Consider the following 24,598-nt stretch of genomic DNA (forward strand, 5'->3'; position numbering starts at 1 on the left):
GGGGGGTAGGGTAGTGCTGTGAACTCGGAACGGCAGGAACTCGACGCACCCACCAAACTCGTCGGATTTGTCGTCGGGATCGCGTTCCTGTTCCTGGCGGCGCTGTTCGTCGGGGACAAGATCGGACCCGACGCCCAGGCGACCGCAGCCGCGTCACACACCGGCCACGACGCGCACGACGAGACGGCCGCCCCGGCCGCAGTGCCTGCTGGGCTGCAGGCCACCCAGGACGGCTACACACTGTCTCTCGATCGTTCCGTCACCGAGTCCGGGCCCGAGGTACCGGTCGCCTTCACGATCAGCGGACCGGACGGGGCGGCGCTGATCGACTACGACGTCATGCACACCGAGGAACTGCACCTCATCGTCGTTCGGCGCGATCTGACCGACTTCCAGCACGTACATCCGACGCGCAACGCGTCGGGAACATGGTCGACGGCTCTCGATCTCACCCGGCCCGGGCCTTATCGTCTGTTCGCCGACTTCACCCCGGCCGGTGGCGAGAACATCACCCTGGGAGCGGAGCTGACCGTTCCCGGCGACTATCGGCCGCAGCCCCTGAGTACACCGAATGTGACATCGAGGGTCGACGGTTACGACGTGACGCTCGCCGGTGCGGTCACCGCGGGGACGAACTCCACCGTTTCCCTGACGATCGAGCAGGACGGTCGCGAGGTCACCGACCTCGAGCCGTACCTCGGTGCCTACGGACACCTGGTGGCCCTACGCGCCGACGACCTCGCCTACCTGCACGTTCACCCCGAGGACGGGCCACCGGGGCCGACGGTCGACTTCACCGTCTCCGCGCCGACCGCGGGGACGTACGCGCTCTATCTGGACTTCCAGCACGGGGGCGTCGTGCACACAGCCGAATTCACCATCGAGGTACAGGAGGGACAGGCATGAGCCAGGAAACCGAACTGATCTTGGGCGGCATGACCTGCGCTTCGTGCGCCAACCGCATCGAACGCAAGCTCAACAAGCTCGACGGGGTATCGGCGACGGTCAACTACGCCACCGAGAAGGCGCGCGTCACCAGTGACGGCGTGGCCACCGAAGACCTCATCGCGGCCGTCGAGTCGGCCGGCTACACCGCCACTCTGCCCGCGGCCGAACCGGACGACGAGCTTCCGACCGACCCACTGAAGCAGCGATTGATCGTCTCGGCGGTGCTCAGCGTGCCGGTGATCGCAATGGCGATGATTCCGGCGTTGCAGTTCACCAACTGGCAGTGGTTGTCGTTGACCCTCGCCGCACCCGTGGTCGTGTGGGGCGCGCTGCCGTTCCACCGTGCCGCATGGACCAACCTGCGGCACGGCACCTCGACCATGGACACCCTCGTCAGCATGGGCACCCTCGCGGCGTTGGGGTGGTCGCTGTACGCACTGTTCTTCGGTACCGCAGGCACGCCCGGCATGACGCATCCGTTCGAGTTCACGATCGCTCGAATGGACGGGGCGAGCAACATCTACCTCGAGGCCGCGGCGGGCGTGACCACTTTCATTCTGGCCGGACGATGGTTCGAGAGCCGATCGAAGCGCCAGGCCGGTGCGGCGTTGCGCGCCCTGATGGACCTCGGTGCCAAGACAGTTGCTGTACTGAAAGACGATAAGGAACAGCAGATTCCGATCGAGCAGTTGGCCGTCGGCGATGTGTTCGTCGTTCGTCCTGGCGAGAAGGTGGCCACCGACGGCACCGTCGAGAGTGGATCCTCGGCAGTCGACCGATCGATGCTGACCGGCGAATCCGTGCCCGAGGAAGTCGGCGTCGGCGACGCCGTGGTCGGTGCGACGCTCAACGTGGGCGGCCGAATCACCGTGCGAGCACAGCGAATCGGTGCCGACACTCAGCTCGCCCAGATGGCGAAGGCCGTCGAGGACGCCCAGACCGGCAAGGCGCAGGCGCAGCGCTTGGCCGATCGCATCTCCGGGATCTTCGTGCCGATCGTCATCGCGATCTCGGTCGCGACACTCGGATTCTGGCTCGGTTCAGGCAGTTCCGCGGCAGGCGCGTTCACCGCTGCAGTCGCGGTGCTCATCATCGCGTGCCCGTGCGCGCTCGGATTGGCCACACCCACCGCACTGATGGTCGGCACCGGACGGGCGGCGCAGCTCGGCATCCTGATCAAGGGCCCGGAGATCCTCGAATCCACGCGCCGGGTCGATACCGTCGTCCTCGACAAGACCGGCACCGTCACGACCGGGGAGATGACCCTGCAGTCGGTGCACGTGGCCGACGGCGAGGACGAGGACGTGGTCCGTGCCGTGGCGGCGGCACTGGAGTCGGGTTCGGAGCACCCCATCGCCCGCGCCATCGCGGGTTCGGCACAGTCCATGACCGTCGAGGAACTCACCAGCCTCGACGGCCTCGGGGTGCAGGGTGTCGTGGATGGTCGCGCTGCGGTGATCGGCCGTCGTTCACTGCTGGCCGACTGGTCGATGCCGCTGCCGTCGGAATTGGCCGATGCATTCGAGACCGCCGAACGTCAGGGCCGCACCGCCGTCGCGCTCGGCTGGGACGGCAGGGCTCGCGGAGTGCTGGTGGTCTCCGACTCGGTCAAGCCGACGTCGAAGCAGGCCGTCGCGGAACTACGGGCACTCGGACTGACTCCCGTCATGCTCACCGGAGACAACGAGGCCGCTGCGCGCACGATCGCCGCCGAGGTGGGAATCGACCAGGTCATCGCAGGCGTGTTGCCGACGGGCAAGGTCGATGCCGTCCGCGAGTTGCAGGCGTCGGGCAAGGTCGTGGCGATGGTCGGCGACGGCATCAACGACGCGGCCGCGCTGGCCATGGCCGATCTGGGGCTTGCGATGGGTACCGGCACCGATGTGGCGATCGAGGCCAGCGACCTGACGTTGGTGCGCGGTGATCTGCGGGCAGTGGGCGACGCCATCCGGCTCTCCCGACGCACGCTGAGCACGATCAAGGGCAACCTGTTCTGGGCCTTCGCCTACAACGTCGCTGCCGTGCCGCTGGCCGCTGCGGGCCTGCTCAACCCTATGCTCGCCGGTGCCGCGATGGCGTTGTCCTCGGTGTTCGTGGTGAGCAACAGCCTGCGGCTGCGCCGGTTCCGTTCGTCGATGTGACCGGTTGGTAGCAGCGAACGGCTCGCTAGTACAGGATGGAGACATGTCCGACGCACACGATGTCCCCATCCGCGACGAATCGATCAGACTGGGTCAGTTCCTCAAGCTCGCCAACCTCATCGAATCCGGTGCCGAGGCGAAGGGCGTCATCGCCGACGGACTGGTGAGCGTCAACGGAGACGTCGATGTGCGGCGCGGACGGCAGTTGCAGCACGGTGATGTCGTATCGGTCCAGGGTGGGCCCTCGGCCCGCGTGAGCAAGGAAGAGGCACTGTGAAGGTCGGTAAGGGCGGACTGCCGCGCAACGAAGTTCCCGGAGCATTCGATGTCGGTGCCAAGGCGTACGACCGACTCGTCGGAGCGAACCCCGGTTACCACGAACACCTGCTCAAGTCGGCCAAGCGCCTACGGATCCCGAACCTCGGTTCCGGTCTGCGTCTGCTCGACATCGGTTGCGGCACCGGCGCATCCACTGCAGCGCTGCTCGAAGCCGCGCCGCATGCCGAGATCGTCGCCGCCGACGCGTCCGCCGAGATGCTCGAGGTCGCACGGAGCAAGGACTGGCCGTCGAACGTGACGTTCGTGCACTCACGCGTCGAAGATCTGGCGATCAACGGGGTGGACGGTCCATTCGACGCGATTCTCGCCGCCTACCTCATCCGGAATGTGGACGCCCCCGACACGGAGCTCAAATCGCTTCTGTCACTGCTGCGTCCGGGCTCGACCATCGCGTTCCACGAGTACTCGGTGCACGATTCGCTACGGGCCAGGATCTCCTGGAACGTGGTGAGCTGGGGCATCATCATTCCGCTGGGCTGGCTGGCGACGCGCGACGCCACCCTGTACCGGCACCTGTGGCGCAGTGTCGTGACCTTCGACGGTGCCTCGGCCTTCATGCGTCGGATGCAGCGAGCCGGCTACACCGGCGTAGCCAGAGAGACCATGACCGGTTGGCAGAACGGTGTGGTGCACACGTTCCTCGGCTCTCGTCCCACGGAGGAAGAGCGTTGACCGACTCCAAGAAGGTCACCCATGCTGCGGCGCAGGGGTATTCCGATGCCGGTCAGCTGGCGGACGTCCCGCACGTGGTGGTGGTCGGCGGGGGAATCGCGGGCCTGAGTGCCGCGACCGCACTGGCCGAGCGCGGCGTGAAGGTGCACGTGGTCGAACGCGAAAGCTACCTCGGTGGCCGCGTCGGCGGCTGGGACACGACGCTCGAGGACGGCTCGCCCGCCACCATGAGCCGCGGCTTCCACGCGTTCTTTCGGCAGTACTACAACCTCCGAAACCTGTTGCGTCGCACGGACCCCGAGTTGGCGCGATTGCGCCCAGTCGATGATTACCCGCTGATCGATGGCGACGGCCGGATCGACGGATTCAAAGGCCTACCCGATACGCCGCCACTCAATGCATTCGCGTTCGTCAAGCGCAGCCCGACGTTCCGGTGGAAGGACCTCACCGACCTCAACGGCATCGCGGCACTGCCGTTGATGACAGTGAGTGTGCCGAAGACGTTCGACGAACTGGACACGACTCCGGCCGCAGAGTTTCTGCGCAACATCAATTTTCCCGAGGCAGCACGGCATCTGGCGTTCGGCGTGTTCTCCCGAAGCTTCTTCGCCGATCCCGAGAAGATGTCTGCCGCCGAGCTGGCCATGATGTTCCACATCTACTTCCTCGGCTCCTCCGAGGGCCTGATCTTCGACGTTCCACGCGACCCGTATCCGCAGGCTCTGTGGGACCCGCTGGGGGAGTACCTCACCGGGCTCGGAGTCGACATCAGAACGTCCACTCCGTGCGGCGAGATCAGCCGCGGTGGGTTGCGAAAGTTCCGCGTCGACGCAGGCGGCATCATCGACGCCGACGCGGTGGTGCTCGCCACCGACATCGCCGGATTGCAGCGAGTGCTCGAGCAGTCACCCGAGCTGGGTACGCCCGATTGGCGCAAACAGGTTGCGGCGCTGCAGAACACACCGCCGTTCCTGGTTCACCGAGTCTGGTTGAGCAAGGCCGTCAACGCCGACCGCCCCGCCTTCATCGGCACCGGAGGCATGCCCCCGATCGACAACATCAGCGTGCTCGAACGATTCGAGGACGAGGCCGCGCAGTGGGCTGCCCGCACCGGTGGCTCCGTCGTCGAACTGCACGCCTACGCCGCCGAGGAATCCGAGGAGGTCACCCGACAGCAGCTGATGGATCGGATGCACGAGATCTATCCGGAAACCGCTGCTGCAGAGGTGATTGCCGAGCGATCCGAGTGGCGCGACGACTGCCCGATGTTCGGCCTCGGTGCGTTCGCCGAGCGGCCGACCGTCCGTACTCCCGAACCCGCATTGGTACTGGCGGGCGACGGCATCCGTATCGATCTGCCGGTCGCGCTGATGGAACGTGCAGCCACCACCGGGCTGCAGGCGGCGAACACACTGTTGGCGAGCTGGGGCATCACCGGTCACGACATCGAAACAGTTCCGACGAGTGGACGATTCAAGATGTTCGACGCCATCGAGAGGCTCATGAACAGGTGAGTTCGGGCATGCGGATCGAGGTCGACGATCTGTCGCGTCCGCACGTGCATGCGCTGCTCACCGAGCATCTCGCGGACATGCACGCCACCTCGCCTGCCGAGAGTGTGCACGCCCTCGATCTGTCGGGCTTGCGCGGATCGGACGTCACCGTGTGGACTGCCTGGGAGGCGGACGCACTGCTGGGAATCGTTGCCTTGAAGGAGCTTTCACCCGATCATGGTGAGCTGAAGTCGATGCGGACCACGGGGGCGGCGCGGGGCCGCGGTGTGGCGTCGAGTCTGCTCGTTCATGTTCTCGACGACGCGCGTCGACGCGGGTACGGGCGGGTGAGCCTCGAAACGGGAACTCAGGACTACTTCGCCGCCGCCCGCAGGTTGTATGTGCGACACGGATTCGACGAGTGCCCGCCGTTCGCGGACTACGTGGTCGATCCATCGAGTGCGTTCTTTTCGTTGTCCCTGTAGATCTTCCGATGAAAAGGGCCGGCACCAAGTGTTCGGTGCCGGCCCTTCTCGTCAGGCTGCGTGCTGTGTGTGCGGGTAGAGATCGTCGTCGAGAGGCTCGGCTCGACACTGATCGAGCACATCTGCCGTCGAGCATTCCCTCATGCTCGTCTCGACGCCCACCACCGTGCGCCACCAGCGCTCACGGTCGGTCGATTCCGTCCACACCACCGCCTCGGATTGCATTGCGCATCACCCCCACTGCCGTGTCGTGGTCGGTTCGATTCAGGCCGTCTCGTGTTCGATGGACTTCTGCTCGGCGTGTGTGATGTCGATCTTGCGCGGTTTCGCGCGTTCGGCCAGGGGAATGGTGATGGACAGAACGCCGTTGTCGTACGCCGCGGAGATGCGCTCGGTATCGACGCCGTCACCGAGAGAGACCTGGCGACGGAACGTGCCGGCGAATCGCTCCGAGGTAATCCACTGCACACCAGTGCTTTCCGGGGCGGATCGATGAGCGGTGAGCGTCAACGTACCGCTGTCGACGTCGACATCGATGGATCCGGGGTCGATGCCGGGTAGATCGGCACTGAGCACGTAGTGGTCGTCGACTTTGTAGAGGTCCATCGGCATGAATCGCGGGGCGCGGTCCGAACCGGAAGAGGCACCCAGCATTGCCGACGTGAGGGAATCGACATCACGGAACGGATCGAAACGAAGCACAGCAACCACCTCCTGTACCCAGATGCGCTCACCCCTGTGGTGAGTCGCTCCTCAACTGTGCAGAACAGAAATTAGCACTCCGACCCCGAGAGTGCCAAGAGGTTTCAAGAAGGTTCTCAGAATTTTTTCAGGTCCAATAGTGCTGCGGCGCAGTAGGGGTCGGGCGTACCGAGTCGCCTCCCGTCGCACATTCGATGTCCGAGTTCACGCGTCGCGACCTAGACTCGGTCCGGTGGTGACCATCGCGCCCTACATCTCGCAGTACCGTGCAGATCTGCTCGCGTTGTCGCTCCGCGCATGGGAACCGGTGTTCCCGATGGTGCACTCGGCGGTTCCGTCCTTCGTGTACGACTGCTTCTATCCCTCGGGGTGGCAGGCGCGGCAGTACGACGACCTGGCCCTCGTGCTCGACGGCGAACCCGAGAACGTGGACGTTGCTCTGGACGGTGACAGTCCGATCGGCTGGGTCTGCACCCGACTGCACCCCGAGGATGACATGGGTGAGGTGTATGTTCTCGTCGTCGATCCAGCTCGGCAACGAGACGGTATCGGACGGGCGCTCATGAATGGATCGTTCGAGAGGGTGAAGGCAGCCGGACTGCGGATGATCATGGTCGAGACCGGTGATGATCCCGGTCACGCCCCGGCGCGAGCAGCGTACGAGGCGAGCGGCTTTCGGAGATGGCCCGTTGCTCGGTACTTCAAGGATCTCGCCGAAGGCTCCTAGTGTGGTCGGAGCTGCATCGTCTTCCCATACTCAGCTCTTGCGCTCAGTATGACTGGAGCGATACTGTGCCTTATGGCTCAGTATTCGACTGTTCTCGACGATGTGTTTCAGGCACTGGCCGACCCGACCCGGCGGGCTGTGTTGAGCCGGTTGGGATCCGGACCGGCCACCGTGGGCGAGCTTGCCGAACCGTTCGACATGACTCTGCCGTCGTTCATGAAACACATTCATCTGCTCGAGCGCAGTGGCTGGATCCGTACGCGCAAGGTCGGCCGGGTACGTGCGTGCACGATCGAGCGATCCAACCTGGATGCTGCCGGTCACTGGCTGCAGGAACAACGGGCCGTCTGGGAATCCCGGACGGATCGCCTCGAAGACTTCGTCACCCATACCTCGAATGAAAGTGAACCGCAATGACATCGATCGATCCGGCTCTGGATCTGACCATCTCCCGAGTCATCAAGGCTCCACGCGCAGCAGTCTGGAGTGCGTGGACCGACCCGTCGAAGTTCGAGAAATGGTGGATTCCCGCGCCTGCGCTGTGTCGCGTCGACGGTTGGGATCCGAAGCCCGGTGGCGCATTCCGGACCTCGATGAGCGAATCCGGCGGTCCCTACGAGCCCCATATCGACGGCTGCTTCCTGGCCGTCGACGACGGTGAGCGCATCGTGTTCACCAACTCGCTCGTCGAAGGGTGGCGGCCGGCGCCGCAGCTGTTCATGACCGCTGTGATCACCCTCTCCGACCACCCCGACGGAACCGAGTACCACGCCCACGTGATGCACCGCAACGAAGAAGACCGAAAGATGCACGAGGAGTACGGTTTCCACGACGGCTGGGGCACCGTCATCGCACAACTCGCCGAGTTCGTCGAAGGCTAGATCAGGCCCGGCCCTGCGAACGCAACTCGTAGCGTCGCTCGGCGTAGTCGAGATCGTCCTTCCACAACCGTGCAGCGGTGAAGTTCATCGCCGGCCGCAGGAGACCGGATGCCTTGCGCGCCATCTGGAACCCCGGACGATCCGAACTCGCGATTGTGGCCTCGATGACGGCGGTGCGGGGCGTGCCGTCGGCTGCGGGGGCCAGAGGCGTCGCATGCGTTTCGACGACGCTTCCCGCTCCTTCGCCGTCGAGGATGCGCATGACGATGGTGCGGGGACCGGGGCAGACGAACTCGGCCCGCACCGGAACTCCGATGCCGCGACTGACGCGGAAGGTCACGTCGACCAGAAAGCGATCGTCTTCCTCGGGTACATCGATCTCGGTCGGCGCGCTGACCACCTTCAGCCGAGCGAACGAGTACGGGTGGAACCACGCCCCGTGCCACGGGTCGAGTCGATTGGCGATGATGTCGTCGGGCTCGCACTTGCCGACGAGAGTGACCACACCGGCGATGGCGGTCGAGGCAGGCGGTCGGATCGGGACCACGGGGACGGGCGTCGGCTCCTCACCGCCGAGCTCGTCGAGCCGAACCCACACCAGGACCCCGTCGTCGAATGCGGGAACCGGACGCCAACCGGGCTTGCCCTTCGGCCCGAGCGCGAGACCGTGCCAGCGGCAGACCAGCGTGTCGCACTCGATCTTCGCGGTGTCCAACGCTGCACCGAGATGCGGGCACGCACCAGGACCGATGTGGACCTTGCCTGCAGAGTCACGCCAAGCCACCAATTCCGTGGTGCCCACATAACGGCCGAACGGCTTGTCGGCCTTGACGTCGCGACTGGCAGCGAACACGAACCAGTTGCCGGAGGTCCGCGTCTTCGCACGCTTCAAAGCAGACTCGATGACCTGCGGATTCGCACCCTTCCAGGTGGGCTCCTGCTTGGCCCACGACTCCGACGGCAGCGGCTGCAACGGCATCGTCTTCGGCCAACGTCGTCGTACTGCATCCAGCGCGGTCATTGCTGCTCCCAAAGTCGACAATCGATTCCCGTGTTCCGTCACCATTGTTCCCGTTGGTGGGTACTCAATGTGACATTCGGTGGCCTTTTCGGGGGTCAATGTCACATCGAGTGGACTTGGGGAGCGGGTGAGCGGCGGCGGGGGAGTCGGTTCGAGAGTGGATCGACCAACTGTTGTCAGTGTCCACAATGTCGTTCGAGAGGCGCGATGCCGTCGTCGGAGGGAAATTGTGGACGCTCAGGTCACCAGGTTCGCGGTATCGACCACCTGGCGGCGCCATTTGCCGAATGATCGCGGCGAGGAGACCGCGAGCACGGCGACGGGGTGATCATCGCGTCGGTAGATCGCGACGAAGGGTCCGGTGGCGGGGTCGCCCTCGACTATGTCGGCTACGCAGTCGGGTCCGTGATGTCCGGCGAATTGGATTCGTGCGGCGTATTGGTCCGACCACACGTACGGCAGTCCGGTGAATCTCTTGGACCCACCGGTGAGGAGCGCTTCGACGGCGACGGCAGGTCGGGTGGCGGCGGAGGTCCAGTGTTCGTCGCGTCGAATCACCCCGGTGGCATCTCGCACCGCAGCGCAGTCACCGACGGCGACGACGGCCGGGTTCGCGGTGATACCGCGCTGATCGGTCACCACTCCGCCGTGGATTTCCAAGCCGGATCCGTCGAGCCAGCCGACGTTCGGCATCGATCCGACGCCGAGGACGACCACGTCGGACTCGATCATGGAACCGTCCGCCAATTCCACCGCACGCACCCGGCCCGCCTCGACGACGAATCCTGCCACCGATACTCCGGTCAGTAGTGCCGCACCGGCGTTTCGATGCCACCCGGCGATCAGTGAGCCCAGCTCACTACCGAACACGCGGGCAAGCGGAGTCTTCGAGGCCTCGACAACTGTCACCGACGCGCCCAGTCCCACTGCAGTGGAGGCTACTTCGCTGCCGATGAACCCGGCTCCGACCACCGTGACCCGTACTCCCGACGACAGCGAAGACCGCAGCGCACGGGCATCGTCCAGGCTGCGGAGCACATGAATCCCGTCGACGCCGATGGTCCCCGGCAGGCGGATGGCAGATGCACCCGTTGCGATCACCACCGCATCGGCACCGATATCCCCGGAGGCGGTCGAGACCGTGGTTCCCGACAGGCTCGTCGCCGCGTAACCCAGACGCCATTCGACGTCGAGGCCGTCGATGTCGAGGGGCAGTGCGGATTCGTCGCCGAGCAGAAAGCTCTTGGACAGCGGCGGCCGGTCGTACGGCAGGTGCACTTCGTCGCCGATCATCGTGATTCGGCCGTCGAAGCCCTGATCGCGCAGTGCCCGCGCCGCGGCCACTCCTGCGAGCGAGGCCCCGACCACGGTCACCGATTTCACGGGGTGACCGCGATGCGGATGACCCCGTCCTCGACGTGTACGGCGTGCGTTCGCACCGGAACCTTGGCGGGCGCGCCGAGTGCAGCACCGGTGCGGAGATCGAAACATGCTGTGTGGAGCGGGCATTCGACGGCGCAGCCTTCGACCCAGCCCTCGGACAGTGAGGCGTCCTGGTGGGTGCAGGTGTCGTCGATGGCGAAGAACTCACCTTCGACGTTGAAGATCGCGATCGGCGGTGCTCCGGCCGGGGTGACGCGTAGGGCCTCGCCGTCGGGGAGATCCTCGGCGCGACCGACGTCGAGCAGGACGCGGGTGGAGAACGTTGCGGTCATGGTCGGGCCTCCGGGGACCTGAGGGTGTGCAGTGCTCGTGTTGTACCCAGCGTGAGATCACCCCGTTGCGGCGGTGGAACGCTCGAGTTTCGATCGTGTGAATCTGTTGCGCTATACGAAGTGCAGTTCGTATTGTGCAACTAAATCAACTCGACGTACACCCCCTAGGAGCGTGTCATGTCCTCGAGCATCCCGAGGGTTGTGATCGTCGGTGCCGGAATCGTCGGCTGCAGCCTCGCCGACGAACTCACCGCACGTGGCTGGACGGACGTGACCGTCCTGGACAAGGGCCCACTCCCGCTCACCGGAGGCTCCACCTCGCATGCGCCGGGCCTGGTGTTCGCCACCAATTCCTCCCGATCGATGTCGCGCTTCGCGGCCTACACGGCCTCCAAGTTCAAGAGCCTCGACTGCTTTCTCGACGTCGGTGGCCTCGAGGTGGCGACGACGCCCGAGCGCGTCGACGAGCTGCATCGACGCCACGGCTTCGCCACGTCCTGGGGACTGCAGTCGGAGGTGGTGGACGCCGAACGGTGCCTCGAGCTCTACCCCCTGCTCGATCGCGGCCGCATACTCGCCGGCCTGCACACCCCCGACGACGGGCTGGCCAAGGCCGTGAAGGCCAGCGCGACGCAGGCCGAGCAAGCCACCGCCCGCGGTGCGCGCTTCATCGGCGGCATGGACGTCACGTCGATCGACCAGAGCAGCGGCCGAGTGACGGCCGTGCGGGCGGGCGAGCACACGTTCGAGGCGGACATCGTCGTCTGCTGCGCCGGATTCTGGGGGCCGGAGCTGGGCGACCTCCTCGGCATGCGGGTACCCCTGCAGCCGCTGGCGCATCAGTACGCGCATACGACCGAGTTGGACCTGCCGTCGCGTCGAGCGCGTACCGAAGCGATTCTGCCCATTCTGCGTCATCAGGATGAGCGGCTCTACTACCGCGAACACGGCGACCACCTGGGAATCGGCTCGTATCATCACCGTCCCATGCCCGTCGATTCCCGCGACCTGGGTTCCAGTGAGAACGTGACCGCACAGAACATGCCGTCGTCGATGCCGTTCACCGAGGCCGATTTCGCCGACGCCTGGCAACGCAGCACCGAGCTCCTTCCCTCTCTCGGAGAAGCGAAGATTCAGCACGCGTTCAACGGCATCTTCTCTTTCACCCCGGACGGTGCGCCGATCGTCGGTGAATCACGAGAAGTGCAGGGGCTGTGGGTTTCCGAGGCGATCTGGGTGACGCATTCTGCCGGTGTAGCGAAATCGCTTGCCGAGCAGATGATCACCGGTCACAGCGAGATCGACATGCACGAGTGCGACCTCTACCGATTCGAGAAGACCGACCTGGTGCCGTCGAACGTGGCACGCACCAGTGCGCAGAACTTCGTCGAGGTGTACGACATCATCCATCCACTGCAGCCCAAGGTGGAACCGCGACCGCTCCGCGTCAGCCCGTTCTACGGTCGTCAGCAGGAGCTCGGCGCGATGTTCCTCGACGGTGCCGGGTGGGAGAGACCGCACTGGTACGAAGCCAACAATGTTCTGCTCGAACAACTTCCGGAGCAGTGGCAGGCACCCAAACGGGAGCCGTGGTCGGCGAAGTTCTGGTCACCGATCAGCGCCGTCGAGGCCTGGCGCACTCGCGAGGCCGTCGCGATGTACGACATGACCCTGCTACGACGCCTCGAGGTCGGCGGACCCGGTGCACTCGCGCTGCTACAGAGGTTGACGACCAACCAGCTCGACAAGAAGGTCGGCAGCGTCACCTACGCACTGATGCTCGACGAGACCGGCGGTGTTCGCAGCGACGTGACCGTCGCGCGGGTGGCCGAGGAACGATTCCAGGTGGGAGTGAACGGTCCGCTCGACGAAGACTGGATGCAGCGCCATGCCGGCAGTGATGTGTACGTTCGCGACATCACCGGTGCTACCGCCTGTATCGGTCTGTGGGGACCGTTGGCGCGGGAGGTACTGGCTCCGCTCACCTCGGCAGACATCTCGCATACCGGTCTCAAGTACTTCAACGGCAGGACCATTCACGTCGGCGGGGTCGACGTCTTGGCGCTGCGACTGTCGTATGTGGGCGAGCTCGGCTGGGAGCTGTACACCGACGCCGATACCGCACTGCGCCTGTGGGACACGCTGTGGGAGGCCGGGCAGGCGCACGGCGTCGTGGCCGCAGGACGGAGTGCGTTCAACAGCCTCCGGCTCGAGAAGGGCTACCGGTCGTGGGGCACCGACATGACGACCGAACACGATCCGTATCAGGCGGGGCTCGGGTTTGCGGTACGAAAGGCCAAGGGCGACTTCATCGGAGCCTCGGCGCTGCAGGAAGAACGCGGCGGCCCGGTGTTGACCTGCCTGACGTTGGACGACCCGTCGCACGTGGTGATGGGCAAGGAACCGGTCTTGATCGACGGCACCGTGGCTGGCTACGTCACCAGTGCCGCCTACGGCTACACGATCGGCAAGACGGTGGCCTACGCCTGGCTACCGGCAGGGCTGAAACCCGGCGAACACGTTGCAGTGCAGTACTTCCGTGACCTACTACCTGCGACGGTCATGGCCGAACCGCTGGTGGATCCCGACATGAACAAGATCAGGTGTTGATATGACGTATGACGTGATCGTCCTCGGTATCGGCGGAATGGGCAGTGCCGCCGCCTGTCACCTCGCCCGACGCGGACAGCGGGTGCTGGGTATCGACCAGTTCGGACCCGCGCATGCGCTGGGATCGAGTCACGGTGGCTCCCGCATCTACCGGCAGTCGTACTTCGAGGACCCGGCCTACGTACCGTTGCTCCTGCGCGCGTACGAACTGTGGCACGACCTCGCCTCGGACAGTGGACGGGACGTGTTCACCGAAACCGGTGGCCTCTACGTGGGACGGCCGGACGGGCTCACGTTCGGTGGAAGTCTGTTGGCATCGGAGAGGTGGGGCCTGAAGCACGACGTACTCGACCCTGCCGAAGCGCAGCGGCGCTTCCCGACGGTACGGCTGCAGCCCGACGAGTTCGCCCTCTTCGAGGAGAAGGCGGGCATCGCGCGACCCGAGACGACGGTCGCCGCGCATCTCGATCTCGCCGAGGCTGCGGGTGCCGAACTGCGCTACGACGAGAAGGTGCTCGGTTGGGAATCCACCGACTCCTCGGTGACCGTGACGACAGTGGCCGGCACGTACACCGCTGGTGCACTGGTCATTTCACCGGGAGCGTGGGCGCCGAAGCTGTTGGCCGAGATCGGCGTACCGATGGTGGTCGAACGGCAGGTGATGCACTGGATCACCCCGGAGTCGGGTGAAGCGGCCTTCGACAGCTCGCACCACCCCGTCTACATCTGCGGGGATGGGCCGGATCAGATCTACGGCTTTCCGGCCATCGACGGGGAGGGCGGCGGCGTGAAGATCTCGTTCTTCCGCGCCGGAACGCCATGCGATCCCGACACCATCGATCGCACAGTGCATCCCGAGGAGATCGCTCGGCTGCAGCAGCGCATCGTCACCACGTTTCCGGCGCTGTCCGGGCCACACCTGGACGCCAGGACGTGCATGTACACCACGACACCCGACGAGCACTTCGTTGTCGCCAAGCACCCGGACCACGCGAATGTGACGGTGGCGTGCGGGTTCTCGGGGCATGGCTTCAAGTTCGTTCCGGTGATCGGAGAAGTCCTCGCGGACCTCGCAATCGACGGCGAGACGAAGCATCCGATCGCGCTGTTCGATCCCGCCCGATCGATTGCCGACCAGGTGGTGTCGGCATGACGATGCTGGAGCCGGAGTTGGATCCCGAGCCGACCTTGCTTCCCACGTTGGGAGGTGACACCTACGTCGATCCGGCATATTTCGTCCGCGAGCAGGAGCAGATCTTCGAGCAGATGTGGTTCTGTGCCATCAGATCGGACGACATCGGAGAACCCGGAAAATTCCGCACGGTTCAGGTCGGTCGAGAGTCGATTCTGATCAGCCGCAATCGGAAGGGCGGTGTGACCGCGTTCTTCAACATCTGTCGACACCGCGGCGCGACACTGTGCACCGAGGCGTCGGGCACGGTGCGTCGAAACTTTCAATGTCCCTATCACGCATGGACGTACGATCTCGACGGCAAGCTGATCGCAGCTCCGAACCTGATCGATATGCCGATGATCGATCGGGTGGAGTACGGGCTCCGTAAGGTGCACGTCCACGAATGGCTCGGGTATGTCTGGGTGTGCGTGGCCGAGGAGGCTCCGTCCTTCGAGGAGACGGTGCAGGGCGACGTTCGCGAACGGCTCGGGGGTGTGGGTGCCATCGATTCGTACGACATGGAGTCACTCGCCCTCGGGCGTCGCATCGTCTACGACGTCAAGGCCAACTGGAAGCTCATCGTCGAGAACTTCATGGAGTGCTATCACTGCGCGACGATTCACCCCGAGCTCACCGAGGTGCTGCCGGAGTTCGCCGACGGTATGGCCGCGCAGACGTACGTGGGCCACGGGGCCGAATTCGGCAGCGACATAGCCGGATTCACCGTCGACGGCTCCCACGGATTCGACGCCCTGGACGGGGTGGGCGAGGATCGCGATCGCCGCTACTACGCGATCACGATCAGGCCGACGGTGTTCGTCAACCTGGTTCCCGATCACGTCATCATCCATCGGATGTTCCCGATGTCCGCGGATCGGACGGTCGTCGAATGCGATTGGCTCTATGCCCCTGCGGTGGTGGCAGATCCGCACAGTGCGGCGACGATGGACAAGTCGGTGGAGCTGTTCCATCGCGTCAACGAGCAGGATTTCGAGGCGTGCGAGCGGTGTCAGCCGGCGATGTCGTCACGGATGTATCGCGACGGCGGCGTGCTGGTGCCCGCCGAGCATCACATCAGGGCATTCCAGGACTGGGTCGGATCACGCGTGACCGGACCAGCCCAATAGCGTCGAAACGCGCTGCGCAGCATCGAGAACGGATACCCCCGCCGACGTCAGGCGGTCCTCGTCCAGTCGATAGGCGGGACCCGAGACGGTGATCGCACCCACCGCGGAACCGTCGTAGCTCAGGATCGTTGCCGCCGTCGCGTTGAGTCCGATCTCCAACTCCTCGCGCGCGTAGGCGATTCCGGTGGCACGGACCGTCTCGATCTCATCGAGCAGATCGGCCTTGGTGGTGATGGTGTTCGCGGTGAACAGTTCGAGATGACCGTCGACGCCGGCCTTCAGGAGCGAGTCGTCGTACGCCATCAGGGCTTTCCCGCTCGACGTTGCATGCAGGGCCGACCTCTCACCGAGCCAGTTGTGGCTGATGATCGACGAGCCGCCGCGGACCTGATCGATGTTGACGGTCACGTTGCCGTCGGGCACAGCGATGTTGACGGTCTCGCCGATGGTGTCGGCGAGTTCCTGCAGGATCGGTCGGGCGATGCGGGTGATGTCGAGTTGAGCGGATACGGACGTCGCGAGGCGGATCAGGCCGATGCCGAGGCGATACTTGCCGCGCTCACCGGGTTGCTCGACGAGTCTGCGAAATTCCAGTGCGCTGAGCAGGCGAAAAGCCGTGGACTTGTGCACCTCGAGGTGCGCCGCAACGTCCTGTACGCCGGATTCACCGTGGTCGGCAAGGTATTCGAGCACCTCGATCGCGCGGTCGACGGACTGGACAGGGGACTCGGACACCAACCCAGTCTTGCAGACTCAGCTGACGCCGACCCATCGAAGTCCCGCAGTAGTGGCAGCTGCGGCGAGAACGATGACGACGAACGGCGCTCGTCGCCAGGCCAGTACAGCGGCAACAGCGACTCCTGCGGGCAACGCGAATCCAGCGAAGTCCTTGCCCACGAGGAGGCTCGATGTGGCTACCAGTGCCACGAAGATGACGGCGACGGCAGTGGTCATCACCTTGTCGATGCGAGGTGAGATGGTGACTCGGGTTCGAAGTGCCGGGCCGGCGATGCGGAGCGCGTAGGTGCCGATGACCAAGGCGAGTAGGGGAATCGTGAGGTTCATGCGGATTCCTTCTGTGTGACAGGAGCATTGGAGAGCATGACCGGTACGACGGCAATCAGTGCCAGGAGCACGGGAAGTCCGCTGGGCAGGAACATCGATGCGACGAGCGCAATGCAGGCTCCGACGAGGGCTGCGTTGCGGGTGGCCCGGTCTCGGAGTGCAGGCATGATCAGACCCAGCAGGATCGCCGGGAATGCGGCATCGAGACCGAGTGCGGCGGTATCGGTGATCGCACCGCCGCCCAGCGTGCCGATCACGACGCCGATGTTCCACGTGACGAACAGTCCGATCCCGCACAGCCAGAACGCCGTTCGACGGTTACCCTCGTCCTTTTCGGCGACGCTGAAGGCCACTGCCTCGTCGGTGATGAGGTGAGTTCCGAGTAGCCGCTTCAACGGTGAGACGCTGCGGAACACCTCACCGATGGAGAAGCCGAGCGGAACAAGTCGGATGTTGGCGAGCAACGCGCTGGCGACGGCGGCAACGGGATTTCCGCCGGCCGCCAGAATCCCGACGAAGATGAACTGGGAGGAGCCCGCGAAGACCACGACGGACATAACTACGGGCAGCCACAGGGGCAGGCCGGCGGCCACCGAGATGGCACCGAACGATGCACCGACCAGGGCGTCGGCCAGGCAGACCAACGCGATGTCGCGGATGTTGACCCCGCCGAAACTCGTAACCCTGAGGGTTCGCCATGTCGAACGCATGGTCGTTATAGTGGACGATGTTACGCTGTTCGTCAAATCAAACGTATGTACCGATGGAGTGAACGAATGGCGGATACCGGTCCACCGATCGCGGCGATCGCTGCTGCTCTCCAGCAGGAACGACGCCGCGTCGGCCTGTCTCTGGCGGAAGTCGCGCGCCGAGCCGGCATTGCCAAATCGACTCTGTCGCAACTGGAATCGGGCACCGGAAATCCGAGTCTCGAGACCCTCTGGGCGCTCAGCGTCACGCTCGACGTGCCGTTCTCCAGACTGGTCGAACCCGCGAAGCAGTCGGTCCGCCTGATCCGTGCGGGGGAGGGGCCGAGATTCGCGTCGGACAGGGCGGACTACACGGCGACGCTGCTGGCGTCGTCTCCACCGAACGCTCGACGGGACATCTATCTGATCAGCGCGGACGTCGGTGAACCGAGGCGCTCGGACCCGCACTCGCCCGGAGTCGTCGAACATGTGGTGCTCAGCGCCGGGCGGGCCATGGTGGGGCCGATGGGTGAGGCCGTCGAACTGTCTGCGGGTGACTACGTTGCCTACCCCGGCGATGTGCCGCACATCTTCGAGGCGCTCGAGCCGAACACCATGGCAGTGATGATCACCGAACACAGCTGACGTGCGGGGAATAGTCAGCGAGGGCACCTCGTTGGACTCTTTCGACGGCGTTCGCTTGGCAAGCCCCGGGCCTCACCCCATTTGTCGCTTCGAGCGACCACTCGCCGAGAGGCGTTTGCAGCGGACGTCGTCCCTACTTTTGTCCGTGTAGCGAAGGGACGAGATTCATGGCAGCCAAAACGTGGTTCATCACCGGCACCTCCAAGGGGTTCGGCCGCGAGTGGGCGATCGCAGCCCTCGAACGTGGCGACCGGGTCGCAGGCACTGCTCGCAACACCGACACTCTGAAGGATCTCGTGGAGCAGTACGGCGACGCGATCCTGCCGATCGAGCTCGACGTCAACGATCGCGCGGCCGACTTCGCGGCCGTGCAGCAGGCCTACGACAAGTTCGGCTCACTCGACATCGTCATCAATAACGCCGGATACGGCCAGTTCGGCATGATCGAGGAGATCTCCGAGGAGGACGCCCGCGCGCAGATCGAGACCAACGTCTTCGGAGCGCTGTGGGTCACGCAGGCGGCGCTACCGTTCATGCGTGAGCAGGGGAGTGGCCACATCTTGCAGGTGTCGTCCATCGGCGGAATCTCCGCATTCCCGAATGTCGGTGCGTACCACGCCTCCAAGTGGGCTCTCGAGGGCTTCAGTCAGGCATTGGCGCAGGAGGTCGAGGACTTCGGTATCCACGTGACGCTAATCGAGCCGGGTGGGTTCTCCACCGACTGGTCCGGCCCGTCTGCGAAGAAGTCCACCGATATCGCCGCCTACGATCCGGTCAGGGACAAGGCAGCGAAGCTGCGCAGCGCCCGGCAGGCAACTCCTGGTGATCCGAGCGCAACACGGTCGGCACTGCTCAAGGTCATCGACGCCGAAAAGCCGCCACTGCGAGTCTTTTTCGGCGACGCACCGCTGCAGATCGCGACGAAGGACTACGAGTCGCGATTGGCCAACTGGCGCGAATGGCAGCCCGTGGCCGTCGAGGCACACGGAGGCTGATCGTTCAGCCGACCTGAGGGTTCACGATCGCATCCGATCGGCGACTTCCCGCGCATCGAGGTCGATCGTGAACCACCGGGTACGCCTACAGCCACCCGTTTTCGCGTGCGGACTTTATTGCCTCGAGTCGGCTGCTTGCGTCCAACTTGGTGATGATGCTCGAGAGATAATTGCGCACCGTTCCGGGGCTGAGAAACAAGCGTTCGCCGATCTGCTTGGTGGACAACCCTTGATCGACGAGCCTCAACACGTCGAGTTCGCGCTCTCGCAAGGGATTCGGCCCCGCCCGCAATGCTTCGGCAGCCAAGGCCGGATCGATGACGGTGTGTTTCGAGAACACCGCCTTGATACCGGCGAAAAGGTGCACCGCGTCCGTGCTCTTGAGGAGATACCCGTTCGCTCCAGCGGCCAATGCATCGTGCACATGCCCGCTGCCGGGTAGGGCAGTCAGCAGCAGCACCGGGGTGCGATCATTCATTGCTCGAAGGGCGGCCGTAGCCTGGATACCCGTCATACCGGGCATGTCGATGTCCATCAGGACTAGGTCCGGTCGCAGTCGACTTACGGCATCGCATACTTCGTCTCCTCGGGACACTCGTCCGACCACCTCGATGTCCGGGTCGGTCGACAGCAGCACCTCGAAGGCTTCGGCCAGTAGAGCGACGTCCTCGGCGAGCAACACGGTGATCGTCATACGTCTGCCTTTGCCCTCGGGATGGTGGCCACGACTCGAAACTCGGTACCCGCTGACGTCTTGCCGGCTGTGAATCTGCCTCCGACGTCCTCGACCTGACGGGTCAGTGCAGCGATCCCGGTTCCCGTACCTGCGTCGGTCTCCTCACGTGTGACGCCGTCGTTGGTGAACTCGAAGACGTCGGAGTCCTTCTCAGCGGTGACTCGAACGGTGCACCTGCGCGGGTGAGCATGCTTGAGCATGTTGGTCGACGATTCGCGTACGACGGCGGCGAAGATGCGGTCCACGTCGCTGCCCGGCGGGGCTTCCACCGAGGTGAGGCAGTCGATGCCCAGCCGGGCACACATCGCTTGGACGGCTGCCAGCTCCGACGCGAAGTCGTCGAGGATGGGTCCGCTGGTAATCCTCCTGAGATCGGCCTGACCATTGTTGAGAACGTCGTGCACGTGCCCGAGCTGCTCGCGCGCCTTCTCCGGCTGGTTCTCGAACATCTGAAGTGCAGCCTGATTGCGTAGCTGCGCGGTCACCAGAGTGCGGCCGATGACGTCATGCAAATCCCGCGAAATCCTATGGCGCTCAGCATCGACGAGCAGCCGGGCAACCTGTTCACGTGATGCACGCAAAGCGTCGAGTGCCAGTGCAAGTTCGGTGAGTACGATCAGCACCACAGTCGTACACGTGTTGAACAACGTGATTCCGAACGCCTCTAGGGGCTCAGCGCGGTCCACGCCGACAGTGACAACGGTCGCAATGACGAACACACCGCCGACGACGGCTGGTGCCCAGCGCCCACGTACCAAGGTCGCCGCGATCGCCACCGACATCGCGCTCATCTCCCAGACCTCGGAAAGCGGGACGAGGACGATGCCGAGCGGAATCGCGATCCATGCCGCCACCGTCAGCCGTGAATCGACGCGTCCCAGTACCGACATGCGTTGTGCCAGCACCAGGATGACCGCAATGAAGACGACCATCGCTGCGGACAGGAGAGCAAGCCCGTATCCGATGCTTTCCCGGTGATCGAACACCGTTGTCAGTGAAATGAACGTGAACAACGCGACGACGAACCAACTCGCAATGAACGCGACCAACGCGCTGGGGAACCGCTCGTCGCGTCGGGCATCGGTTTTCTGCGTGGTCACTGCGTCACTTTCTCCGGGTGAGGAACCCACACTATCGACGACGCCCAGGCGCTGGGCAACCGTGACCGTGTGTCACTGGCGCCCGGTTGCCCCAGCGAATCGTCGGACGGCGGCGAAGGAGAATCCGAAGAACCAGGCCGCGACGTTGATGAGCGCACCAGCCAGTGAGGCGTGAGATCCGTCGAGGTTGTAGCCGTCGGTCAGTGCGTACCGTGCCAGTGTCGCCACACCATAGAGTGGTGTCACCTGTGCGACTGCGAGCATGCCGCCCGAGAGCGGGATGAAGATGTTGCCCAGGAAGGCGAGGCCGGTCATGACGACGCCAGGAACGTGGGTGACGACCTCGGGTGGCAGCAGCATTCCCAGCACAAGGCCGAGAGCGGAGAAGATGGCAGATCCGATCCAGGCCACGACGAGGCCGGTGATCCAGACGATCGCGTCGGCGCGGGCTCCGGTGAGTGCTCCGAGGACGCCGACCACGATGACCGGGATGGCCGCGTACACCTGGCAGGCAATGATGCGCGATGCGACGTAGCCGCCGGCACCCAAGGGCGACAGGCGAATTGTCCGCAGCCAGCCGTTGGCCTTCTCGTTCGAGATGCCCGCGGCCCGCGAGATGGTGCCGATAGACGCACCGTAGACGGCGATTCCGATCATCATCCAGGCCTGAAAGTTGCCGTGCGGCAGATCGACTCCGGCGCTGGGTTCCACGACGCGGAACAGGGCGAGGTAGAGCACGGCGGGCAGCGCGACGGTGAAGATCAGATTCTGTGGGGTGATCTGCCTGCGGATGTCGTGCAGTACGAACGTGGGGTGTAGTCCGCGGCGGGGGCGTAGTGAGGTCGTAGTGGTCATCGGATGTCCTCAGTTCTGGTGAGTGCGGTCGGTCAGCGCCGAAAATGCTTCGTCGAGTGAGGCCGACACGATCGCGATATCTGTCGCGGAGGTCGAGGTGCTCAGTGCGCGCACCACGGGGTCGGTATCGGTGCACACGAAGCGGAACCGGCCGTTGGCGAGTTCCTGCAGTCGCGAGCCGGTCTGCCCTGCAACGTATTCGGCCTCGGTGCGTGGCAAGTTGGCGTCGACGGTCCGATTGGAGACGGTGGCCTCGATCTGAGCCACCGTGCCGTCGGCGACGATGGCGCCGTCGACGATGACGACGATTCGATCGGCGAAGTCCTGTGCCTCTTCGAGGTAGTGGGTCGCGAACATGACCGTGGTGCCGTTCGCGGCCTGGGCGCGCATCGCCTGCCAGAAGTGTTTGCGGGCAGTGACATCCATGCCGGCGGTCGGCTCGTCGAGCAGTAGTAGTTCGGGGTTGGACAGAAGCGCGAGGGCGAACCGAACCTTCTGCTGTTCGCCACCAGAGCATTTCGATACACGTCGATTCACCAGATCACCGAGTCCGGCGCGGGTGATCGCCGCAGCAGGATCGGCACCGATGTACAGAGAGCCCATCATCGCGACCAGTGCGCCGACGGTGACGTCGGGCAACAGTCCACCGGACTGCAGTACCGCGGCGCTGCATCCTGTCGACGCGGCGGTCAGCGGATCGGTGCCGAGCACCTCGATGGTGCCGCCGTCCGGTTCGGTGAGTCCGAGGATCATGTCGATCGTCGTGCTCTTGCCTGCGCCGTTCGGCCCGAGAAACGCCACAACATGCCCGCGGGGAATCGAGAGGTTCAACTCGCGAACGGCGCGGAACTTCGAGCCCGTGGAGTCGCTGAACGACTTGTGGACGCCGGTGGCGTGTACCGCGAGTGCTGTCTCGGTACCCACAGCCTCGGTGCGAGTCGAATTCTGCGTGATCATCTGCAATTCCCTTCGCCCTTCGTCATCGGATCTTCAGCCGTGTTTTTCGGCGACGCATCAGACTCTTCACGCGGGCGAAAGGCAAGGTCAACGCGAAATGGTACGTCGTTTCGGCCGTCACGACGAACTGTTGACAACTGTCACGTGCAATGACGGACAAGGTGTCACGTAGGTGCCCCGATGCTGGGATTCACGCGTGGTTGCTGGGATTCACGCCCTCGGCGGTAATGCACACCGCGTGCGCGGGGCGTGAATGCCCGCGGGGGGCGTGGATTGTCTCTGTCGGTCGAATCGTGGGCGGGTCGATTGGTTCCGCGTGCGCGCGAGGGGAAGCCCTGGGGGCCTGATCGTCGACGACTGCGAGGGCCACGATCGCGTGGCCGAACTCGAACGAGCGCATTTGATACTGGGTGGACCGAGGTGTTCGTGGGTCCGATGGTGCGCCGAACCGAACTATCGAAAAGTGTTGCGCTAGCTTCCCGGAGCGATTGCGGTGATGTTGGCGGATGTCTGTGCATCGGTGGCGGTCGTCTCGTCGAAGTAGCGACGAAAGAGCATCCGCATCGATTCGATGACGTCGATGTGCTGCTGCAGAATCACGTCGAGAGAGCGATCGGTGCCGGTGACCAGGCGTCCGAATCTGGCTTGCAGATCCTGGGCGGACTTCAAGTCGCCCCATGGAGTTGCTATGTCGATGGCGAGTGCATCGCGTTGCATCCTCCCCAGATGAGCGAGGTATGCGACGCAGGCTGCGTCGCACTTCGCGGCTACATCGCCAGGAATGGTGATCGTGCCCGCGTCGGCCTGGGCATTGAGGCCTTGCCAATGAGCAAGAACGTTCTGCTGGAAATCGGCCATGGGTTAGGTGTCCTTGGGTTCGGTGTGGTTCAGCTGGGGAGTTCGGAACCGAGCGCCGCGATCAACGTGTTCAGCTCGGTGCATGGATCGTATTGCGGTGTATCGACAAGCACGTCGGAGTTGATCGTTGCCATGATTAGTTCTCTACCGGCCGTGTAGGCGACGCCGCAATTCAGTGATTTGCTCACGGAAAGCTGTTCAAACTGAGTAGCGGCGTGAGTGCCCACCTGGACAGGGCGCAGTCCATCGAAACGACTGGTGTCGCTGATCCAGTCGATGGTTTGAAACCCCACGAAGATCCGCACGTAGTATTTGCTCGCCGGCGGCCGGTTCTCCCAGCCGCAGATCTTGAATCCGAATTGATCTCTGCCGAACACACCCGACTCCTTGGTGTCGACGTTCAATCCCGCTTGCTCGATGGCCTCGTCGGGGATGGTGCATGGGTCCCACGGCGTCGGCGCTGAGGGCGTTGTACTTGCCGTCGCGCTCGATGTCTCGCCTGCAAGTGCGTCACCATCGGTGGTGCTCGAGCAGCCCGCGGCCAGCAGAATTACCGCCATCGCCGGCATCCATCGTCGTGCCCTGCGCATTGCCTCACCCATTTCTCGCGAACGTCTACGTCCTTGGACGCGGCGGAGCCCGTGATGGTTCCACTTCCTGCGC

Annotated in this window: 28 protein-coding genes; 14 read left to right on the forward strand and 14 right to left on the reverse strand. The window is 64.4% G+C overall.

What is annotated here, in order from left to right; all coding sequences use genetic code 11:
* The first annotated feature begins 18 nt into the window (after window positions 1-18).
* Genes CH295_RS09775 through CH295_RS09800 form a run of 6 tightly spaced genes read left to right on the forward strand, consistent with a single transcriptional unit; the run spans window position 19 to window position 6,078 of the window.
* The gene (locus tag CH295_RS09775; protein ID WP_094740542.1) at window positions 19-906 is read left to right on the forward strand and encodes a DUF8832 domain-containing protein; all 888 of its coding nucleotides are present in this window, start codon (window positions 19-21) and stop codon (window positions 904-906) included.
* Complete coding sequence (locus CH295_RS09780; RefSeq protein WP_094740543.1) at window positions 903-3,089, forward strand: heavy metal translocating P-type ATPase; 2,187 nt, start codon at window positions 903-905, stop codon at window positions 3,087-3,089. The genes CH295_RS09775 and CH295_RS09780 overlap by 4 nt, the downstream gene beginning before the upstream one ends.
* A gap of 43 nt (window positions 3,090-3,132) precedes the next feature.
* On the forward strand, window positions 3,133-3,366 hold the full coding sequence (locus CH295_RS09785; RefSeq protein ID WP_032397061.1) for an RNA-binding S4 domain-containing protein: 234 nt from the start codon (window positions 3,133-3,135) through the stop codon (window positions 3,364-3,366).
* The gene (locus CH295_RS09790) at window positions 3,363-4,100 is read left to right on the forward strand and encodes a class I SAM-dependent methyltransferase (protein WP_037195427.1); all 738 of its coding nucleotides are present in this window, start codon (window positions 3,363-3,365) and stop codon (window positions 4,098-4,100) included. The genes CH295_RS09785 and CH295_RS09790 overlap by 4 nt, the downstream gene beginning before the upstream one ends.
* On the forward strand, window positions 4,097-5,614 hold the full coding sequence (locus CH295_RS09795) for an FAD-dependent oxidoreductase (RefSeq protein WP_094740544.1): 1,518 nt from the start codon (window positions 4,097-4,099) through the stop codon (window positions 5,612-5,614). The genes CH295_RS09790 and CH295_RS09795 overlap by 4 nt, the downstream gene beginning before the upstream one ends.
* 8 nt (window positions 5,615-5,622) lie before the next feature.
* Window positions 5,623-6,078 (forward strand): GNAT family N-acetyltransferase, encoded by a 456-nt coding sequence (locus tag CH295_RS09800; protein WP_094740609.1) that lies wholly within the window; start codon window positions 5,623-5,625, stop codon window positions 6,076-6,078.
* Between the two features lie 51 nt (window positions 6,079-6,129).
* Here CH295_RS09800 and CH295_RS27760 read toward each other — a convergent pair whose 3' ends face one another.
* Both CH295_RS27760 and CH295_RS09805 read right to left on the reverse strand, forming a co-directional pair.
* Window positions 6,130-6,303, reverse strand: coding sequence for a hypothetical protein (locus CH295_RS27760; RefSeq protein WP_170945845.1), 174 nt, complete (start codon window positions 6,301-6,303; stop codon window positions 6,130-6,132).
* 39 nt (window positions 6,304-6,342) lie between these two features.
* Window positions 6,343-6,780, reverse strand: a complete 438-nt coding sequence (locus tag CH295_RS09805) for an Hsp20/alpha crystallin family protein (protein ID WP_094740610.1) — start codon at window positions 6,778-6,780, stop codon at window positions 6,343-6,345.
* A gap of 232 nt (window positions 6,781-7,012) precedes the next feature.
* Between CH295_RS09805 and CH295_RS09810 the strand changes: the two genes are divergently transcribed.
* From CH295_RS09810 to CH295_RS09820, 3 genes are all read left to right on the forward strand, one after another.
* Window positions 7,013-7,507, forward strand: a complete 495-nt coding sequence (locus CH295_RS09810; RefSeq protein ID WP_252341982.1) for a GNAT family N-acetyltransferase — start codon at window positions 7,013-7,015, stop codon at window positions 7,505-7,507.
* A gap of 72 nt (window positions 7,508-7,579) precedes the next feature.
* A complete protein-coding gene (locus tag CH295_RS09815) occupies window positions 7,580-7,924 on the forward strand; it encodes an ArsR/SmtB family transcription factor (protein ID WP_037195431.1) in 345 nt (114 codons plus the stop codon).
* The gene (locus CH295_RS09820; protein WP_037195432.1) at window positions 7,921-8,388 is read left to right on the forward strand and encodes an SRPBCC family protein; all 468 of its coding nucleotides are present in this window, start codon (window positions 7,921-7,923) and stop codon (window positions 8,386-8,388) included. The genes CH295_RS09815 and CH295_RS09820 overlap by 4 nt, the downstream gene beginning before the upstream one ends.
* A 1-nt stretch (window position 8,389) precedes the next feature.
* Here the strand turns inward: CH295_RS09820 and CH295_RS09825 are convergent, their stop codons facing one another.
* The 3 genes from CH295_RS09825 to CH295_RS09835 all read right to left on the reverse strand — a co-directional run bounded on the left by CH295_RS09825 (window position 8,390) and on the right by CH295_RS09835 (window position 11,124).
* Window positions 8,390-9,409, reverse strand: a complete 1,020-nt coding sequence (locus CH295_RS09825; protein WP_037195433.1) for a Rieske (2Fe-2S) protein — start codon at window positions 9,407-9,409, stop codon at window positions 8,390-8,392.
* 237 nt (window positions 9,410-9,646) lie between these two features.
* Window positions 9,647-10,792: an NAD(P)/FAD-dependent oxidoreductase gene (locus CH295_RS09830; RefSeq protein WP_170945846.1), complete on the reverse strand. Its 1,146-nt coding sequence runs from the start codon at window positions 10,790-10,792 to the stop codon at window positions 9,647-9,649.
* Window positions 10,789-11,124 carry a bifunctional 3-phenylpropionate/cinnamic acid dioxygenase ferredoxin subunit gene (locus tag CH295_RS09835; protein WP_197477884.1) on the reverse strand — a complete coding sequence of 112 codons (336 nt, stop codon included), beginning with the start codon at window positions 11,122-11,124 and terminating at the stop codon, window positions 10,789-10,791. Before CH295_RS09835 ends, CH295_RS09830 begins: the two co-directional genes overlap by 4 nt.
* Before the next feature lie 177 nt (window positions 11,125-11,301).
* Here CH295_RS09835 and CH295_RS09840 point away from each other — a divergent pair, with 177 nt between their 5' ends.
* Genes CH295_RS09840 through CH295_RS09850 form a run of 3 tightly spaced genes read left to right on the forward strand, consistent with a single transcriptional unit; the run spans window position 11,302 to window position 16,035 of the window.
* Window positions 11,302-13,734 carry a GcvT family protein gene (locus CH295_RS09840; RefSeq protein WP_094740545.1) on the forward strand — a complete coding sequence of 811 codons (2,433 nt, stop codon included), beginning with the start codon at window positions 11,302-11,304 and terminating at the stop codon, window positions 13,732-13,734.
* 1 nt (window position 13,735) lies between these two features.
* Window positions 13,736-14,887, forward strand: coding sequence for an N-methyl-L-tryptophan oxidase (gene solA / locus CH295_RS09845; protein WP_094740546.1), 1,152 nt, complete (start codon window positions 13,736-13,738; stop codon window positions 14,885-14,887).
* Window positions 14,884-16,035 (forward strand): aromatic ring-hydroxylating oxygenase subunit alpha, encoded by a 1,152-nt coding sequence (locus tag CH295_RS09850; protein WP_094740547.1) that lies wholly within the window; start codon window positions 14,884-14,886, stop codon window positions 16,033-16,035. Before solA ends, CH295_RS09850 begins: the two co-directional genes overlap by 4 nt.
* Here the strand turns inward: CH295_RS09850 and CH295_RS09855 are convergent.
* From CH295_RS09855 to CH295_RS09865, 3 genes are read right to left on the reverse strand one after another with little or no spacing between them, the layout of a single operon-like run.
* Window positions 16,009-16,770, reverse strand: a complete 762-nt coding sequence (locus CH295_RS09855) for an IclR family transcriptional regulator (protein ID WP_094740613.1) — start codon at window positions 16,768-16,770, stop codon at window positions 16,009-16,011. The two genes, CH295_RS09850 and CH295_RS09855, sit on opposite strands and share 27 nt — an antisense overlap.
* Before the next feature lie 18 nt (window positions 16,771-16,788).
* On the reverse strand, window positions 16,789-17,100 hold the full coding sequence (locus tag CH295_RS09860) for an AzlD domain-containing protein (protein ID WP_037195442.1): 312 nt from the start codon (window positions 17,098-17,100) through the stop codon (window positions 16,789-16,791).
* The gene (locus CH295_RS09865) at window positions 17,097-17,810 is read right to left on the reverse strand and encodes an AzlC family ABC transporter permease (RefSeq protein ID WP_094740548.1); all 714 of its coding nucleotides are present in this window, start codon (window positions 17,808-17,810) and stop codon (window positions 17,097-17,099) included. Before CH295_RS09865 ends, CH295_RS09860 begins: the two co-directional genes overlap by 4 nt.
* A 66-nt stretch (window positions 17,811-17,876) precedes the next feature.
* Here CH295_RS09865 and CH295_RS09870 point away from each other — a divergent pair, with 66 nt between their 5' ends.
* Window positions 17,877-18,434, forward strand: coding sequence for a helix-turn-helix domain-containing protein (locus tag CH295_RS09870; protein ID WP_094633502.1), 558 nt, complete (start codon window positions 17,877-17,879; stop codon window positions 18,432-18,434).
* Between the two features lie 167 nt (window positions 18,435-18,601).
* Window positions 18,602-19,429 carry an SDR family oxidoreductase gene (locus CH295_RS09875; RefSeq protein ID WP_094633501.1) on the forward strand — a complete coding sequence of 276 codons (828 nt, stop codon included), beginning with the start codon at window positions 18,602-18,604 and terminating at the stop codon, window positions 19,427-19,429.
* An 85-nt stretch (window positions 19,430-19,514) separates the two neighbouring features.
* On the opposite strand, the gene CH295_RS09880 is transcribed toward CH295_RS09875, so the two are convergent.
* The 6 genes from CH295_RS09880 to CH295_RS09910 all read right to left on the reverse strand — a co-directional run bounded on the left by CH295_RS09880 (window position 19,515) and on the right by CH295_RS09910 (window position 24,495).
* Window positions 19,515-20,123, reverse strand: coding sequence for a response regulator transcription factor (locus CH295_RS09880; protein ID WP_094633500.1), 609 nt, complete (start codon window positions 20,121-20,123; stop codon window positions 19,515-19,517).
* Entirely contained in the window at window positions 20,120-21,265 is a 1,146-nt protein-coding gene (locus CH295_RS09885) for a sensor histidine kinase (RefSeq protein ID WP_094633499.1), read from the reverse strand. The genes CH295_RS09880 and CH295_RS09885 overlap by 4 nt, the downstream gene beginning before the upstream one ends.
* A gap of 72 nt (window positions 21,266-21,337) precedes the next feature.
* Entirely contained in the window at window positions 21,338-22,120 is a 783-nt protein-coding gene (locus CH295_RS09890; protein WP_094633498.1) for an ABC transporter permease, read from the reverse strand.
* Window positions 22,121-22,129: 9 nt separating this feature from the next.
* The gene (locus CH295_RS09895; protein WP_094740549.1) at window positions 22,130-23,077 is read right to left on the reverse strand and encodes an ABC transporter ATP-binding protein; all 948 of its coding nucleotides are present in this window, start codon (window positions 23,075-23,077) and stop codon (window positions 22,130-22,132) included.
* A 471-nt stretch (window positions 23,078-23,548) separates the two neighbouring features.
* Window positions 23,549-23,935 carry a hypothetical protein gene (locus CH295_RS09905; RefSeq protein ID WP_094740551.1) on the reverse strand — a complete coding sequence of 129 codons (387 nt, stop codon included), beginning with the start codon at window positions 23,933-23,935 and terminating at the stop codon, window positions 23,549-23,551.
* Between the two features lie 29 nt (window positions 23,936-23,964).
* A complete protein-coding gene (locus CH295_RS09910; protein ID WP_252341983.1) occupies window positions 23,965-24,495 on the reverse strand; it encodes a DUF3558 domain-containing protein in 531 nt (176 codons plus the stop codon).
* Window positions 24,496-24,598: the final 103 nt, after the last annotated feature.

This window comes from Rhodococcus sp. 14-2483-1-2 (genome assembly GCF_002259405.1).
Lineage (GTDB): Bacteria > Actinomycetota > Actinomycetes > Mycobacteriales > Mycobacteriaceae > Rhodococcoides.

What these genes read in the sequence shown, in the direction of transcription:
- CH295_RS09905 (WP_094740551.1), bottom strand. Translation starts at nt 23,935, where the DNA reads ATGGCCGATTTCCAGCAGAACGTTCTTGCTCATTGGCAAGGCCTCAAT.
- CH295_RS09895 (WP_094740549.1), bottom strand. Translation starts at nt 23,077, where the DNA reads ATGATCACGCAGAATTCGACTCGCACCGAGGCTGTGGGTACCGAGACA.
- CH295_RS09835 (WP_197477884.1), bottom strand. Translation starts at nt 11,124, where the DNA reads ATGACCGCAACGTTCTCCACCCGCGTCCTGCTCGACGTCGGTCGCGCC.
- CH295_RS09880 (WP_094633500.1), bottom strand. Translation starts at nt 20,123, where the DNA reads ATGACGATCACCGTGTTGCTCGCCGAGGACGTCGCTCTACTGGCCGAA.
- CH295_RS09890 (WP_094633498.1), bottom strand. Translation starts at nt 22,120, where the DNA reads ATGACCACTACGACCTCACTACGCCCCCGCCGCGGACTACACCCCACG.
- CH295_RS09780 (WP_094740543.1), top strand. Translation starts at nt 903, where the DNA reads ATGAGCCAGGAAACCGAACTGATCTTGGGCGGCATGACCTGCGCTTCG.
- CH295_RS09825 (WP_037195433.1), bottom strand. Translation starts at nt 9,409, where the DNA reads ATGACCGCGCTGGATGCAGTACGACGACGTTGGCCGAAGACGATGCCG.
- CH295_RS09815 (WP_037195431.1), top strand. Translation starts at nt 7,580, where the DNA reads ATGGCTCAGTATTCGACTGTTCTCGACGATGTGTTTCAGGCACTGGCC.
- CH295_RS09840 (WP_094740545.1), top strand. Translation starts at nt 11,302, where the DNA reads ATGTCCTCGAGCATCCCGAGGGTTGTGATCGTCGGTGCCGGAATCGTC.
- CH295_RS09875 (WP_094633501.1), top strand. Translation starts at nt 18,602, where the DNA reads ATGGCAGCCAAAACGTGGTTCATCACCGGCACCTCCAAGGGGTTCGGC.
- CH295_RS09820 (WP_037195432.1), top strand. Translation starts at nt 7,921, where the DNA reads ATGACATCGATCGATCCGGCTCTGGATCTGACCATCTCCCGAGTCATC.
- CH295_RS09860 (WP_037195442.1), bottom strand. Translation starts at nt 17,100, where the DNA reads ATGAACCTCACGATTCCCCTACTCGCCTTGGTCATCGGCACCTACGCG.
- solA (WP_094740546.1), top strand. Translation starts at nt 13,736, where the DNA reads ATGACGTATGACGTGATCGTCCTCGGTATCGGCGGAATGGGCAGTGCC.
- CH295_RS09850 (WP_094740547.1), top strand. Translation starts at nt 14,884, where the DNA reads ATGACGATGCTGGAGCCGGAGTTGGATCCCGAGCCGACCTTGCTTCCC.
- CH295_RS27760 (WP_170945845.1), bottom strand. Translation starts at nt 6,303, where the DNA reads ATGCAATCCGAGGCGGTGGTGTGGACGGAATCGACCGACCGTGAGCGC.
- CH295_RS09785 (WP_032397061.1), top strand. Translation starts at nt 3,133, where the DNA reads ATGTCCGACGCACACGATGTCCCCATCCGCGACGAATCGATCAGACTG.
- CH295_RS09800 (WP_094740609.1), top strand. Translation starts at nt 5,623, where the DNA reads ATGCGGATCGAGGTCGACGATCTGTCGCGTCCGCACGTGCATGCGCTG.
- CH295_RS09865 (WP_094740548.1), bottom strand. Translation starts at nt 17,810, where the DNA reads ATGCGTTCGACATGGCGAACCCTCAGGGTTACGAGTTTCGGCGGGGTC.
- CH295_RS09910 (WP_252341983.1), bottom strand. Translation starts at nt 24,495, where the DNA reads ATGGCGGTAATTCTGCTGGCCGCGGGCTGCTCGAGCACCACCGATGGT.
- CH295_RS09870 (WP_094633502.1), top strand. Translation starts at nt 17,877, where the DNA reads ATGGCGGATACCGGTCCACCGATCGCGGCGATCGCTGCTGCTCTCCAG.